Origin of the sequence: Parvimonas parva, assembly GCF_045866535.1 — a bacterium.
GTDB classification, from domain to species: domain Bacteria; phylum Bacillota; class Clostridia; order Tissierellales; family Peptoniphilaceae; genus Parvimonas; species Parvimonas parva.
In genome coordinates this window covers 1190428-1206104 of the sequence record NZ_AP038371.1, presented here as the reverse complement: position 1 = coordinate 1206104, position 15677 = coordinate 1190428, and the positions used below count along the sequence as shown (strand labels likewise).

Here is a 15677-nt window from a genome sequence, read left to right as displayed (position 1 = left end):
TAAAAATTTTTTCATAATTAAAAGCTCCATAAATAATAAGTATGATATTTTAAAATTAAAATTAAAATTATACAATCTCAAATTATCTTACTATATGATATAATTTTATTTTATGTCAATATAAGATGAAAAATACTAGTTATTATATTTGACAAATAATAATAATTATGATATTCTTGTGATAACGATTTACCTAGAATATAAAGTAAATAGATAAATTAATTTTTAAAAATGTGTTTTATATAAAATGTTTTTTGGTGAGTTTTGCTTCGGGAGGTATCTATGTGTAATTTGTTTTTTAAATATTTTATAAAACAGAAGAAAAATATTCTATTTCTTATTATAATTATAATTATTGGAACTGTTATATCTTCTATTTCAAAAATTGAAAATAATAAAAATAAGGAAGAACAAATTTTTAGCAGAGAAAGAGTTATAGATATATTTAAACAGGATATTAATGATGTTGATAAAGATTTAGAGAATGATAATATTTCAGATAAAGAAAAAACAGAATTAAATAATATAAAAAAAAGAAAAACTAAAATTATAAAGGGTTATGAAGAAATAATCCAAGACATTAAAACGGAAAATTGGAAGGCGTTATATGAAGATGAGTTAAAACGTTTTTTAGATCCCAACGGAAATTTTATTTCAAAAGGATTGGTAAAAAATGGAGTAAGTTATACTGTAGATCGGTTGACAGTAGATATAACATACGAAATATTGAAGTATTTAAAGGAAAATAATATTCCTTCAGCTCATCCTTTGAATATACAGAGAACAGAATTTGATCAACCTAAAACTTCAGAAGAAAGTAAACTTCTTGACTATTATAGTAAAAAAACATTAATCGGAACTTCACATAGATTATGGGACTTTTTTACAAATAATTTGGTGTTAATCTATACTTTTATAATTGTTGTAACTTTTGGTATCCTATTTTCTAAGTTAGAGGAGAGTCAAAATAAAACAATTAGATTTTTAACGACATCGGGGGCAAGTAAATTTAGGATTGTATCGTCGGGACTTTTAACGGGTGGAATTTTAACAATTATGCTTGGACTGTTGATACCTGCAATATTTTTTGGAATAGAATTTTTAATAAGTGGTTCATCATCTTTTAAATATCCGATTACAACTTATATTGTTAAAAGTGATTATTTTTCACTTATGAGTTTTGGATATAAGATTGTTCCAATATCTGATGTTTTAACAAAAAGTTTGATTTTGTTCTTGCTCTATGGACTATTTATTTTCCTTGTTACAAGTACAATTTCAACTTTTGTAAAATCAAGTGTAAAATGCGTTATTTTATCCTTTGGACTTATAGCAACATTACAGATGTTTAATAAATGGTATAATCCGTTTTCATACTGGAGAGTTGGAAAGATTGCTGACGGAAGTATAAATTTTTTATTTAAAACAATCACTTACAGTTTTGATAAATCTTGTAAAATTTTAGCAATTGGAATTTGTATTTTAACAATTTTATTGATTTGTATAGCTTTTATTCAAGATAGAAGGAGGAATGGATATGCCTAGTTTGTGTATAAAAAATCTTACTAAAAGATATGGAGAGAATGTAGTTTTAAATGATTTATCTTTAGAACTTGAAAATGCAGAGGTTTGGGCTTTGGTTGCACCTAATGGAACGGGAAAAACTACTCTTTTGGATTGTATTACAAATTTGAATAGCTATCAATCCGGACAGATTACTGTAAATGGCATAGATAATAGGGATAATGCTATTTTTAAAAAATTGTCATATTTACAGGATGCAAGTATTTTATTTCCGAATTTAACAGGACTTGATCATTTGAAATTTGTTGCAAATATACAAAAATTGCCAAAGACTAGAATAAAAGAAATTGTAAGTTTAACAAAGATTGAAAAATTTTATAAAAGAGCTGTAAAGACATATTCTTTGGGAATGAAACAGAGATTACTTTTGGCTATTGCTCTTATTAATAATCCTGAAGTTTTACTGCTTGACGAACCTTTTAACGGACTTGATCCTAGCAGTCAAATAGAGCTTAGAGTTATGTTAAAGGAAATTTCAGAAAGGGGAACTCTGGTAATTTTATCTACACATTTTTTAGGAGAAATTAGCCAATTAACCGATAATCTTCTATTCTTAAAGGATAAAAAAATTGTCAAAAAAATTGTAGAAGATGAATTTTTAATCTATGCAATTGATACTACTTCCAATGATCAATCTTTAGAAATTTTATCTCCATTTGTAGTAAGTGCTGAAATTGAAAAAGATATGATTATTTGTCAATTTAAAAAGAATTCTTTTGACGATGCAATTAAGGCAATACAGGATAAAGGCATAAAATTAATTAAAATAAGAGAGCATATAAATGCTTCTGAACAGATGTATCAAAGACTGTTTGCTCAGTAGGTGAATGTTATGAATACTTTGATATTAGAATGTAAAAAATTTATTAGAAGTAGAATATTTGTAGTAATTTTAGGAGTTATATTAGTTTTATTAGCTTCTCTATTTTATAAAAATTATTTAAATTATCAACAAGTTGATACAGATAAAAAGCATGAATTACTCATGATAAAAGAAGAAATATCGTTAATTTTATATCCGGGTGATGGAAAGTCTCCTAGTATATATTCTGGGGATAAAGATAAAATGGATTTGTTAAAAAAATCTCTTGAAATATCAGAAAAGACTTTAAAACTAAAGCACAGCGGAGATGATAGAGGCTATATGGAAAGTGCAATTTTGATGTACGAAAAAATCATTGAAATCAAAGAAAATGAAATAAATTTTTCTATGTCAAAAAGTTATGCTAATCACGAAAAAGAAAGGTTATCCGAAGTAATAAAAGCAAATAGAACTTTTCAATATGAACAAGCTCCTTTAGACGGTGTTTTGCTTGAATATAATAATATAAAGTATATTCTAGCTGTAATTTTTTTGATAGCTCTATCTTACTTCTTTATAACAACTTACTTAGATTTTTATTATCATAAGGGATTTTTATTTACAATTCCTATAAAAAAGACGAGTTTTATAAGGGGAAAGGCTATGATTTCTTTTGCTATTAATATTATATTGATAATAAGTCAGTTTGGGTTAAGTTTAGTTTTTTCCTATCTTTGGAAGTGGAAAAATGCTTTTAATTATCCTGTGTTTTCTGATTTGACAGGTGGATTTTTACCTGTTAATAAGGCTATAATTAATTATGTGGGAATAGAAATCGGAATATGTTTTGTTGCATTGATTATTTCTACTGTTTTTTATAGCTTATATATAAAAATTAAAAAATAAAAATTTTACTGTAAAATGAAAATCATTTTACAGTTTTTTTTATTGTGAAAATTTAATTTTGAAAAATTTTTTATTGTTAGAAAATTATGTATTTTTAGGAAAATTTTGTGAATTTATTTTCCTTAACTGTTTTATTTTATTAAAAACTGTGATATAATTATGTTGAGTTTTGTAAACGATTTAATTTTAATTTAAAGGAGTGATAATATGTCAGTACCTACTATAAAGGACGTAGCTAAGTTAGCAGGGGTTTCCATTTCAACTGTTTCAAGAGTAATGAATGAATCTAAACCGGTCAGCCCTGAATCAAGAAGAAAAGTTTTAGATGCTATAAAAAAATTGGATTTTAAGCCTAATGAATTGGCAAGAAGTCTTGTAATGAGAAAATCAAATATGATTGGTGTTATTGTAAAGGATATCGGTATTTCTTATATGGCACAAATCGTTAGAGGAATTGAAGAAATCGGAAGAATGTATAATTACGATATTTTGCTTTCAAGCACATACGGAGATATTGAAGCAGAGCATAAGATTATCGAATTTATGTGTACTAAACAAGTTGAAGGGATAATTATGATAAGTGAAAAGATTAATCCTGAAACTTTGTTTAAATTAAAGAGCAAAAATATTCCTTTTGTAAGACTTGATAAATTTTACGAATATACAGATGAACATACAGTTAGTATAGATTACAAATCAACTTGTAACAAGATGACAAATTATCTTGTAGATGAAGGTCATAATAGTATTGTTTTCATTAGTGAAGATGTTACAAGTAGAATTGGTAGAGAAAAACTTGCAGGTTTCAATGAAGGTGTTGCGACAAGAAAAGTTAAGTCAGCACTTATCAATGCAAAGGATATAACAGTTCAAACAGGTTATGATATGGGAGAAGAAATTTTCAAACTTATCAAGGAAAATAATTCAACTGTTGTATTTGCAAGTGAAGATTCACTAGCTATTGGTTTCATCAGTTATTGTTACGATAACGGTCTTAAAGTTCCACAAGACATTTCAGTTGCAGGTTTCGGTGATGACTTAATCGCATCAATTTACAGACCGGCGCTTACAACAATAGAAGAGCCATACTATGATATGGGTGCAATTTCTATGAGAAAGTTGATTAAGGAACTTAGAAATGAGGAAAAACTTAAAGATGTTACAATTCTTCCTTCAAGAATAGTTGAAAGAGGTTCGGTTGCAACATTTACTAAGAAAAACAAATAAATATTTTAAATTATGCTCTTCTTTTTGAAGAGCTTTTTTTAAAGAAAAGAGGTGATTTTATGGGGATATATAAAGCTGTTCGTGATGGCTTTAAAAAGGCTAAAACCAGATTTTTGTTCGGTAGTATTTTTAATATTTTAAGTAGTTTTATTTTAATTTATTTGGTAGTTTTAATTGGGGATATAGTTGATTTGTTAAAAGATGCGAACTTTAGTCCTGGTATAATATATAAGAAGGCTATATTTGCCATCATTTTGGGAATTATAAACTTTTTTAGTTTTATGGTTTTCTCCTATGTATCATATGGTTCTGGAGCAAAACTTAAAATGTATTATAAGGATATAATTTTTAGAAAAATTTTGAGAAAATCTCCGGATTTTTTTCAAAAAAATACCGCTGGAGATGTAATTGGGCTTGCAGATAATGAAACAAGGTTTATCTATGATTATTTTACATTTGGAATTTTGATGATGAGTGATTCTATTGTTATGCCAACAATATGTGCTTTTTACTTAATATTTTTTATTTCTTGGAAACTTACTATTGCGATTATGATTCCTTTTGCTTTTACCATATTAATAACTAATATGTTGAGTAAAAAAGTCGGGAAAGTTAATGAAGAAATGAATAAGACTTTTGGTAAATCAAGTCAAGAAATTTTAGAAATAATTGAAGGTATAAAACTTATAAAGAGTTATGTAAATGAAGAAGTTAGACAAAAAAATATTTCTAAAATAATTAAATATTATTTTGATTTAGCTTATATGGAATCACAACTTTGGGCTTATTCTTTTATTTTAAACTCTTTAATTAGGACAGTTTCTATGGTTATCGGATTGTTTTATGGAGCGTTTTTAATTAGAAGCGGGGATATATCTATTGGAAAATTAGTTGCATTTTTTGGATTATGCGATTTCTTAGCTTGGTCGTTTTGGGGACTTGGAGATTGTATAAATACTTACAAAAGAGCTTTAGTTTCTGTAAATAGAATAAATCTTTTACTTGATGATAAAACTGAAATTGAAAACGGAAATAGAGTATTAGAAGATTTTTCTACTTTGGAATTTAAAAACTTTAATTTTAACTATCCAGCTACAAATGAAAGTTCTCTAGAGGATATTAGTTTTAAACTTGAAAGAGGAAAGACTCTAGGAATTGTTGGTAAAAGTGGAAGTGGTAAAAGTACATTAGTTAAGCAAATTTTAAGATTTTATAATTTTGATAAAAATAAAATTTTTATAAATGATATTCCTTATGAAGATTACGATATTAACTCTGTTAGAAATAAATTTGGATATGTAAGTCAAGAAAATATTTTACTTTCTAAGACTGTTAGAGAAAATATTTTATTTGGAAGTCCTTTAGAAGATGACGAAAAAATTATAAATGTTATAAAAAAAGCAGACTTCTACAAAGATATACAAAATTTAGAAAAAGGCTTAGATACAGTTGTCGGAGAACGAGGACTTGGGCTTTCCGGTGGACAAAAGCAAAGAATTTCTTTAGCTAGAGCTTTGTATAGAAATCCTGAAATTTTGATTTTAGATGATTCATTCTCTGCGATTGATGCGAATACTGAAAGTAAAATTGTAAACTCACTTAAAGAAAATCGAAAAGACAAGACTAATATAATCATTTCTCATAGAATTTCAGCAGTTGAACATTCTGACTTGATTTTAGTTTTGGATAATGGAAAGATAATTGACAGAGGTACTCATGAAGAACTTATTTCAAGAGATTCTTGGTACAAGGAGCAATTTGAGTATCAAAGTTTAGATAAGGAGGAAGAAAATGAAGCATAGTAAAATAAAATTTTTAACTTCTTATCTTTTACAAGAAAAATTACTATTTTTTATCGGTTCAATAGGAACAATTGGTAGAGTTTTTTTGGATGTATATTTACCTACGATAATTTCTTCAGTAATAGACGCTGATTTAGTTAATATGGAGAATTTTAATTCATTCATATTACAAAAGGGACTTTTATATTTGGGATTGAATTTACTTGTTGCAGGAATGCTTATTGTAATTAGATTTTCTTTTAACAAATTAGCTTGTAATATTGCATATAAAATTCAATTTAACTTGGTTAGACGTATGCAAAATTTTAAAATGCAATATTTTGACAGCTCCTATGCGGGAGATTTAGTTTCGAGATTTACAACGGATACAAATACAATAAAGGAATTGTATCAAACACTTTTAAATGAGCTTTTAGCATTTGTTTTAAATTTAGTTATGATGCTTACTGTTATGTTTTACATTAGTCCATATTTGTTTTTAATTGTTTTAATTTACTTACCTATGATGTATCTTGTTACAAAGTATTATGGACAAAAACTTACAGTAGTTACTAAAACAATAAGAAAACATGAGGGCATAACAAGTTCAATTTACAATGAAACAATAAAATCATTACCTGTAATTCAAGTTTATGGTAATGAAAAGTTGATGATAGATTCTTTTGAAAAAGAGAATAAAGAGGTTGAAAAAAATTATATTAAAAGAACCATACTTAATGCATTATTCTCATGGAATTTAATTGACTTTGTAATTATTCTTACAAATGCAATAATTATTTTAGTATTTACGATATTAAAAGTAAGAGGATTATCGCTTAGTGTTGGTATCTTGTATATATTAATTGAATACAACAGAAGAATTTTAAGACTTTTTATGAATTTCTTAGGACAAATCAATAGATATAAAACTGCCTTGGTTTCTTGTGATAGAATTATTAAAATTTTTGAAATTGAAGAAGAAAAGACGACAGATAGAGAAATCAACCTTGAAGGAAATATTGAATTTAAAAATGTTGGTTTTGAATATAAAGAAAATGTACCAGTTTTAAAAGATGTAAATTTCAAACTTGAAAAAGGAAAATCTATCGCCTTTGTTGGAGCAACGGGAAGTGGAAAATCAACTATAATGAATTTGATTTTAGGATTTTATGAAAATCAAAAAGGAGAAGTTTTGCTTGACGGACAAAATATAAAAGATTTAAGCAAAGCGTCTTATAGGAAACAAATGGCTGTTGTTCTTCAAGACCCTTATATCTTTACAGGAAGTATTAAAGACAATATCACACTTAAAGACGAAAAAATAATTGAAAGTGAAGTATTAGATGCAATCATAAAAGTTGGAGGAAAAAATCTTTTAGAAAAAAGAGGAAACAATTTAAATTTTGAACTTGCAATAAACGGCTCCGACCTTTCACTTGGAGAAAAACAAATAATTTGCTTTGCAAGAGCGATTGTTAGGAATCCAAAAGTTTTAATCTTAGACGAGGCGACTGCCAATATTGATACTGAAACGGAAAAAATAATTAACTATGGAATTGACGTTTTGAAAAAAGGTAGAAGTACAATAATCATTGCGCATAGATTGTCAACAATAAAAGATTGTGATACCATAGTTATGATAGAAAACGGAAAAGTTTTAGAAACCGGTAGCCATGATGAACTCATAGCATTAAACGGAAAGTACAAAACTTGGTACGAAATACAGTCAGCAAAAGGGGAGAATAAATGAAACAAGAGTATTATGATTTATACGATATAGTCGTTAAGGACATAAACAAAGAGGGTTATTTTGTTCATTCACAAAAGGCAAAAAAATTTATAAAGGAAAAAACTAATATGTCTGTTAATGAACAAAAAAGAGCATTTCAATTTTTTGAACTTATGGGATATTTTAATCAACATGACAAATTCCCAAAACTTTATATTAGAAGTAAAAAATTAAAAGGTGGGTGTTAGTTATTGAAAGCATTATTAGTACTTGATGTTCAAAAGGGTTTGTAATTAAATTGTATTAAAAAAAGTGGTTTTGACCACTTTTTTTTGTTGCAAAAAAAAAGCAGATTGCTCTGCTTTTTGCTAGTCCATATTGTATCTTTTTTTGAATTTTTCGATTCTACCACCTTTTTCAACAAATCTTTGACGACCTGTGTAGAATGGGTGTGAGTCAGAACTGATTTCAATTTTAATTAATGGATATGTGTTACCGTCTTCCATTTCTATTGTTTCTTTAGAAGTTTTTGTTGAACCACAGATGAATTTGTATCCACTTGTTGTATCCATAAAAACTACTTTATTATATTCTGGATGTATTCCTTTTTTCATTGTATTCACCTCGCTTAAATATTGTATATTAATCACTTTAGGTATTATATCATATAACAAAACATAAATCAAGCATTTTTTAGGGGATAGGTGAAAAATATTTTTCTTTACGATTGCAAAAATTTAATATAAATGGTATTCTTATAATAATAATAAATTTTTAGGAGAATAAATAATATGAGCAGAGCAGATGATATATTTATTTCAATGTGTAAAGACATACTTGAAAACGGTGTTGACACAAAGGGAGAGAAAGTTCGTCCGGTTTGGGAGGACGGAACTAAAGCATACACTATAAAAAAATTTGGAGTTGTTAATAGATATAATTTAGCAGAGGAATTTCCGGCACTTACACTTAGAAAGACAGCCATAAAATTATGTACTGATGAAATGCTTTGGATATGGCAAAAAAAATCTAATAATATAAAGGATTTAAAGAGTCATGTTTGGGATGAATGGGCTGATGAAAACGGAAGTATTGGAAAGGCGTACGGCTATCAGCTTGGCGTAAAGCATAAATATAAAGAGGGTATGTTCGACCAAGTTGACAGAGTTATTTATGATTTGAAAAATAATCCATATAGTAGAAGAATAATTACAAATATCTATGTTCACGAAGATTTGTCTGAGATGAATCTTTATCCTTGTGCATATAGTATGACTTTTAATGTTACAGGTAAAAAATTAAATGGAATTTTAAATCAAAGAAGTCAAGACATTTTGGCTGCAAATAATTGGAATGTTTGTCAATATGCGATACTAATTCACATGCTTGCTAGAGAATGTAATTTAGAAGTTGGAGAGCTTGTTCATGTTATTGCCGATGCTCATATTTACGATAGACATATTCCTATCGTAAAAGAACTTATCACAAGAGAAAAATTTCCAGCACCAAAGGTTACTTTAAATCCTGACGTAAAAAGTTTTTATGATTTCACTTCAGACGATGTAATCATAGAAAATTATAAATGTGGAGAACAAATAAAAAATATTCCAATAGCAATTTAGGAGAAAATTATGAAAAGAGAAATTAATGTTTTTGATTATGCAAAAGAAATAATGTTCGCAGTTGAAAAAGGGGTTTTAATTACAACAAAGTCAGGAGAAAAAGTTAATACAATGTCAATTTCTTGGGGAACTTTGGGAATTGAATGGAATAGACCTATTTTTACAACATTTGTAAGAGAGAGTCGTTTTACTAAAAAATTGCTTGATGAAAATGGAGAATTTACTGTAAATATTTTTCTAAAAGATTTTGATAAACATATTATTGGAGTTTGTGGAACTAAATCAGGCAGAGATATGGATAAAATTAAAGACTTAAATTTAACTTTAGTTGAGCCGAGTGTTGTAAATGTTCCGGCGATTAAAGAATTACCTTTAACTTTAGAATGTAAAGTTGTTTATAAACAAAAACAAGATGAAAATGCTATTCCGATAGAAATAAAAGAAAAAAATTATCCTGAAAATGTATCGGGAGAATTTTATGGTGCAAACAAAGATTACCATACTGCTTATTATGGAGAAATTGTGAGTAGCTATATAATAGAAGACTAATATTAATGTGCCAAAATTTGGCACATTTTTTCTAGACCTACTTTTATTCGCATGCGAATAAAAGTAGGTCTGACGCAAAGAATGTCCAAATCTATGATTTTAAAAACAATCGACTATGCTCAAAATGGAAAAATTTTAAAATATATTGACAAAATTATGTAAATTTTATAGTATATAAGAAGTTTATTAGAAATAACATTGTTATGGAGTGATTTTTATGGAATTTAGAATTTTAAAAACAAAAGAAGAATTAAAACTTGCTTTTGCTTTAAGAGAAGAGGTTTTTGTTGACGAGCAAAAAGTTCCTCTTGAATATGAAGTTGACGAAAAAGATAGTTTAAATAACACTCTACATGTTGGAGTTTTTGAAGATGGAGAGATTTTAGCGACTGCAAGAATTATGGACTTTAATAAAAATGTCGTTCGTTTCGGAAGAGCTTGTGTTAAAAAGTCTTGCAGAGGAAAAGGTGTTGGTAAATTTTTATTTATAAATATGGAAGAAACTGTAAAAAATTCTAAAAATAATGATGAAAAAAAGACTATAAAATTTTCAGCACAATATCATGCGATGACATTTTATGAAATGTTAGGTTATTCTAAGGATAATGATGATGTTTTTGTTGAATTTGGAATAGAACATATTGCAATGAGTAAAGTTGTGTAAGGAGTTAGTTTTGTATAAAAATTTAGTTATAGTAGAATCTCCAACAAAGGCTAAAACTGTTAGTAAAATGCTTGGAAGTAATTATAAAGTTGTAGCAAGTGTTGGACATATCAGAGATTTACCTAAAAGTAAATTGGGAATAGACATAGAAAATAATTTTCAGCCTGAATATATAAATGTTAGAGGAAAGGCAAGCAAGATTAAAGAATTAAAAGAGCTTTATAAAAATTCAAAAAATATTTATCTTGCAACCGACCCCGATAGAGAGGGAGAGGCGATTTCTTGGCATATTGCTTATCTTTTAGGACTTGATATAAACAGCAACAATAGAATAGAATTTCACGAAATTACTAAGAATAGTATCAAAGAATCAATTAAAAATTCAAGAAAAATAGATATGAATTTAGTAAATTCACAACAAGCCAGAAGAGTTTTAGACAGACTTGTGGGCTATAAACTTTCTCCAATTCTTTGGAAAAAAATAAAGAGTGGACTTTCTGCCGGACGTGTTCAGTCTGCAACATTAAAAATTATTTGTGAGCGTCAAGAAGAAATTGACAACTTTATTCCTGAAGAATTTTGGAAAATTGAAGGAATACATGATGTTCAAAATATTGAATTCAAATCTCTTTATTATGGAGAATATGTAAATAATAAGATAGTAAAAAAAGAAATTAAAAATGAACAAGAGGCTTTGAAAGTTGTAGAAAAAACTGATAAGGACAATTTTGTTGTAGAAGATGTTAAAAAGACAAAGAAAGAAAGAAAACCTCAACCGCCTTTTACAACAAGTACATTACAACAAGAGGCAGGAAGAAAATTAGGCTTTTCAAGTTCAATGACTATGAGCATTGCTCAACAACTATATGAAGGGATAAATGTAGGGAAAGACGGTTCTGTCGGTTTGATTTCATATATGAGAACGGACTCAACCAGAATTTCATCAGAAATTGTTGCAGAGACTCTTGAGTACATTACAGAAAATTATGGAAAAAATTATGCAAGTAAAGGTAATCAATACAATCTAAAGAAGAAAAATTCACAAGATGCACACGAGGGTGTTAGACCAAGTAGTATTTTTAGAAGTCCGGAAAAGATTAAAAACTATTTAACTGCTAATCAATATAAACTTTATAAATTGATTTGGGAGAGAACTGTTGCATCTCAAATGAAATCGGAAAGTTATGAAAGCACACAAATAGTTTTAAATTCAAATAATTGTATTTATAAACTAAGTGGAAGATACACTATATTTGACGGCTTTTCAAAAATATACACTTCAAGTGATGTAAAAGATGAAATATTACCAAAACTTGAAAATAAAGATGTGATTGACGCTGAAAAAATAGAAAAAAGTCAACATTTTACAAAACCGGTTGCAAACTTTACAGAGGCAAGTCTTGTAAAAAAACTTGAAGAAAATGGAATCGGTAGGCCGAGTACCTATGCAAGTATCATTAACAGCTTGACAAGTAGATTTTATATTGTGATTGAAAGTAAAAAAATTATTCCAACAGATTTAGGAAAAAATGTAAATAAGTTTTTGGTTTCCAACTTTGAAAGAATTATAAACGAAAAATTCACAATGGAAATGGAAGAAAAACTTGATGAAATAGCTGAAAATAAAAAAGATTGGAAAAAAGTTATTTCTGAGTTTTACGCTTTTTTTGAAACATTTTTGAAAAAATCTGAGGAAGATTTGGAAAATTACAAAATACAAGACGAAGTTCTTGACGAAAAATGTCCAATGTGTGGGAAAAATTTAGTCGTTAAAAAAACAAAATTTGGTAAATTTATTGGTTGTAGCGGTTTTCCGGATTGTAATTATATAAAGAAAGAAGTTAAGGACACAAATGTAAAATGTCCAAAATGTGGTGGAAGAATAATCGAAAAAATTTCTAAAAAGAGAAAAGTTTTTTATGGTTGTGAAAATTATCCGGACTGTGATTTTGCAATTTGGGATAAACCGATAGCCGATAAAAAATGTGAAAAATGTGGAAAATTCTTAGTAGAAGTTAAAAATAGATTCAAACACGCATTAAAATGTTCAGATGAAGCTTGCGATTTTGAAATAGATTTAAAGAAAAAAGGTTAGAAATGGAAAATAGGAGAGCTAAATTAAATCAATTTGCTTTTTTGCTTATGATAAATTTTATTTTAAGTTATGTTTTGGAGTTGTCCGATGTTGCTATTGTAGCTAGGGTTTCAACTTCTTCTTTTAACGCTGTAAATTTAATTTCTTCAACATTATATACAATAAGTGGAGTTTTAGGAGCAACTGCAATAGTTATAAATACTAAATAAATTTTTTTAATTTGACAAAAGTAAATTTTACGTATATACTATATTTGATTAAAATATTTAGATTTTTTTATAAAAAACTTTTAAAGGAGAGCTTATGAAAATTTTAGTTGTTGTTGATATTCAAAATGATTTTGTTGACGGAAGACTTGGAACTAAGGAGGCAATGAAAATTATTCCTTATGTTAAGGAAAAGATTGAAAATTTTGACGGAGAAGTTGTTTATACAATGGATACTCATGATGAAAATTATTTAAATACTCAAGAGGGAAGAAATCTTCCTTTGAAACATTGCATAAAGGGAACTTATGGCTGGGAAATTAAAGAAGGAGTTTACAAAGAAAATTGTAAAATTTTTGAAAAACCAAGTTTTGGTTCAGTTGATTTGGTTGAGTACATAAAGAGTATAGACGAAAAAGAAAAAATTGAAAGTATCGAATTTATTGGAATCTGTACGGATATTTGTGTAGTTACAAATGTTATGATGATAAAGGGACATTTTCCTGAAATTGAGTTAATCGTTGACAGCAAGGCTTGTTCCGGAGTCAGTCCGCAAAGCCATAATAGTGCTTTAGAAACAATGAAAATCTGTCAAGTTAAGATTGTATAGTTAGTAAAAAATGCAACAACACGATATGCAATAACATACTATTGCATATCGAAAATAAAACTGTTATTGTGAAACATTATTCTATATTTTTTAATGCTTGTGCAATTGATATTTTTGCGATTTTTCTGTTTAGTATAAAGTATATGATTACATAACTTATGATATACTATAATAAAGGTGTGATTTGTATGAAAAGAAAGTATTTGTTACTAATTGGCTTGCTGTTGCTTTCATCTTGCTCAAAAAGTGAGGATAAAAGCAAAGTGAAAACAGAATTTGTCGAAACTAAAAGTACGGATAAAATTAGATTTGAAAATTTTAATGTAGATGGTAAAAATATAGAATTTGAAATAGTAAATGAAGTAGATAAAAATTTATTATATACAGATGAAATAAAATTGTATAAAAATGGGGAACAATTAATTCCAAAACTTGAAGAAAAGGCAATTACGCAAAAATTGGAGTCGAACAAAAAGATAAAATTTAAAATGAATTTGGAACATTATTTTAAAAATATAAAAAGTGGAAAATATATTTTGATTAAAACTGTTTGGATTGAAAATGAAAATTCTGTTGAGCTTGTTAAAAAATTTGAAATAAAATAATATAAAACAAAAAGGTGCTTATGCACCTTTTTGAATTCAAACTATTTTAAATCTTCTCTAAATAGTGGCATACTCATACATCTTGGGCCACCACGTCCTCTTGATAATTCTCCTGAATCTATCTTGTGAAGTTTTACCCCTTTTTCTTCAAGAAGTTCGTTTGTAATAGTATTTCTATCATAAACGATGGCCTCTCTTGGAGCGATAGCTAATGTGTTATATCCGTCAGACCATTGTTCTCTATGTGTGTCTAAAAGTCCACCTTTTCCTTCACGAATAAAGTCGATTTTATCTAAATGTAAATATTTTTTCAATACAACTTCTATATCAGTTGATTCAGCCTCAACTTTAACTTTTCCATCAACTAATTTTAATGAATAGATTTCTAGTGTCTTTTCAATTTCAGGGTGTAGAGTGAATAAATCTCTATCAACTGAAGTTAAAACGGTATCTAAATGCATAAAAGCTCTATTGTTTGGAATTACCATTGCAAGTACAGTTTTTACGCCGTTTTCATCTTCAAGAAGTCTTTTTGCAATAGTTTCAATAGAGATTGCAGTTGAACGTTGAGAAATACCGATAGCAACTACATCTTTAGATAAAACTAAAATATCTCCACCTTCGATTGAAGGTACATCTGTTCTGTCATACCATTTGTGAATACCTTTAAATTCTTTGTGATGATTAAAGATATATTTTCCAAAAAGAGTTTCCCTTCTTCTTGTAACAGACCACATTGTATGCAAACTTACCCCATTTTTAATAAATGCAAAAGGGTCTCTTGTGAAATATAAATTAGGAAGTGGTTTTGAAATGAAGAAATCATTCTTTGAAACAAGTTCGCTCAAAGTTGAAGGCTCTCTCAAATCAACTTCATTCTTTCTAATACCTTCCATCATTTTTAAAACTAACTCTTTGTTATCTTTGATAGAAAATAAATATTCTCTTAAAATTCTTTTTTCATTTTCTACGGCTACATCTGCATTATCTAAAAATTCTTCAATAAAAGCAGTTCTAATACCGTCGTCATAAAGACTTTCAGCACACAAATCTTCAAGATAGAAAACTTCACAACCATTTTGCCTAAAAATGTTTGCAAACATATCGTGTTCTTTTTGTGCGTTATCCAAAAATGGAATTTCATCAAAAAGAAGTTCATCAAGTAAATAAGGTGTTAAATTTAAAAGTTCTTTATGAGGTCTGTGTAGCAAAACGGATTTTAATTTTCCGATTTCAGAATTTACATTAATTCTCATAACTCCCTCCTTAAAACTCATTAAAATAATTATAACAGATA

General features: G+C 27.7%; 16 protein-coding genes. 14 read left to right on the top strand and 2 right to left on the bottom strand.

The features are described 5' to 3' along the window. The first annotated feature begins 282 nt into the window (after nt 1-282). From ACKTSI_RS05960 to ACKTSI_RS05930, 7 genes are all read left to right on the top strand, one after another. The gene (locus tag ACKTSI_RS05960; protein WP_407862702.1) at nt 283-1545 is read left to right on the top strand and encodes an ABC transporter permease; all 1263 of its coding nucleotides are present in this window, start codon (nt 283-285) and stop codon (nt 1543-1545) included. Further along, entirely contained in the window at nt 1538-2407 is an 870-nt protein-coding gene (locus ACKTSI_RS05955; protein WP_068474525.1) for an ABC transporter ATP-binding protein, read from the top strand. The genes ACKTSI_RS05960 and ACKTSI_RS05955 overlap by 8 nt, the downstream gene beginning before the upstream one ends. 9 nt (nt 2408-2416) lie before the next feature. Next, entirely contained in the window at nt 2417-3292 is an 876-nt protein-coding gene (locus ACKTSI_RS05950; RefSeq protein WP_407862701.1) for a hypothetical protein, read from the top strand. Nucleotides 3293-3499: 207 nt separating this feature from the next. After that, nucleotides 3500-4519 (top strand): LacI family DNA-binding transcriptional regulator, encoded by a 1020-nt coding sequence (locus ACKTSI_RS05945; protein ID WP_201276065.1) that lies wholly within the window; start codon nt 3500-3502, stop codon nt 4517-4519. Between the two features lie 59 nt (nt 4520-4578). Further along, nucleotides 4579-6321, top strand: coding sequence for an ABC transporter ATP-binding protein (locus ACKTSI_RS05940; RefSeq protein WP_311525791.1), 1743 nt, complete (start codon nt 4579-4581; stop codon nt 6319-6321). After that, entirely contained in the window at nt 6311-8050 is a 1740-nt protein-coding gene (locus tag ACKTSI_RS05935; protein WP_068474542.1) for an ABC transporter ATP-binding protein, read from the top strand. Before ACKTSI_RS05940 ends, ACKTSI_RS05935 begins: the two co-directional genes overlap by 11 nt. After that, the gene (locus tag ACKTSI_RS05930) at nt 8047-8277 is read left to right on the top strand and encodes a hypothetical protein (protein ID WP_407862700.1); all 231 of its coding nucleotides are present in this window, start codon (nt 8047-8049) and stop codon (nt 8275-8277) included. The genes ACKTSI_RS05935 and ACKTSI_RS05930 overlap by 4 nt, the downstream gene beginning before the upstream one ends. A gap of 120 nt (nt 8278-8397) precedes the next feature. Here the strand turns inward: ACKTSI_RS05930 and ACKTSI_RS05925 are convergent, their stop codons facing one another. Beyond that, nucleotides 8398-8643: a type B 50S ribosomal protein L31 gene (locus tag ACKTSI_RS05925; protein ID WP_068474548.1), complete on the bottom strand. Its 246-nt coding sequence runs from the start codon at nt 8641-8643 to the stop codon at nt 8398-8400. Between the two features lie 177 nt (nt 8644-8820). Between ACKTSI_RS05925 and thyA the strand changes: the two genes are divergently transcribed. The 7 genes from thyA to ACKTSI_RS05890 all read left to right on the top strand — a co-directional run bounded on the left by thyA (nt 8821) and on the right by ACKTSI_RS05890 (nt 14380). Next, nucleotides 8821-9651 (top strand): thymidylate synthase, encoded by an 831-nt coding sequence (gene thyA, locus ACKTSI_RS05920; protein ID WP_068474551.1) that lies wholly within the window; start codon nt 8821-8823, stop codon nt 9649-9651. 9 nt (nt 9652-9660) lie between these two features. Next, entirely contained in the window at nt 9661-10200 is a 540-nt protein-coding gene (locus ACKTSI_RS05915; RefSeq protein ID WP_068474554.1) for a flavin reductase family protein, read from the top strand. A gap of 217 nt (nt 10201-10417) precedes the next feature. Beyond that, on the top strand, nt 10418-10864 hold the full coding sequence (locus ACKTSI_RS05910; RefSeq protein WP_068474557.1) for a GNAT family N-acetyltransferase: 447 nt from the start codon (nt 10418-10420) through the stop codon (nt 10862-10864). A gap of 10 nt (nt 10865-10874) precedes the next feature. Then, nucleotides 10875-12959, top strand: a complete 2085-nt coding sequence (topA, locus tag ACKTSI_RS05905; RefSeq protein WP_407862699.1) for a type I DNA topoisomerase — start codon at nt 10875-10877, stop codon at nt 12957-12959. Between the two features lie 2 nt (nt 12960-12961). Further along, the gene (locus tag ACKTSI_RS05900) at nt 12962-13168 is read left to right on the top strand and encodes a hypothetical protein (RefSeq protein WP_407862698.1); all 207 of its coding nucleotides are present in this window, start codon (nt 12962-12964) and stop codon (nt 13166-13168) included. Between the two features lie 94 nt (nt 13169-13262). Beyond that, nucleotides 13263-13775: a cysteine hydrolase family protein gene (locus ACKTSI_RS05895; protein WP_288981331.1), complete on the top strand. Its 513-nt coding sequence runs from the start codon at nt 13263-13265 to the stop codon at nt 13773-13775. A gap of 188 nt (nt 13776-13963) precedes the next feature. Further along, on the top strand, nt 13964-14380 hold the full coding sequence (locus ACKTSI_RS05890; protein WP_288868415.1) for a hypothetical protein: 417 nt from the start codon (nt 13964-13966) through the stop codon (nt 14378-14380). 41 nt (nt 14381-14421) lie between these two features. Here the strand turns inward: ACKTSI_RS05890 and ACKTSI_RS05885 are convergent, their stop codons facing one another. After that, entirely contained in the window at nt 14422-15636 is a 1215-nt protein-coding gene (locus tag ACKTSI_RS05885; protein WP_288981334.1) for an arginine deiminase, read from the bottom strand. Nucleotides 15637-15677 lie beyond the last annotated feature (41 nt).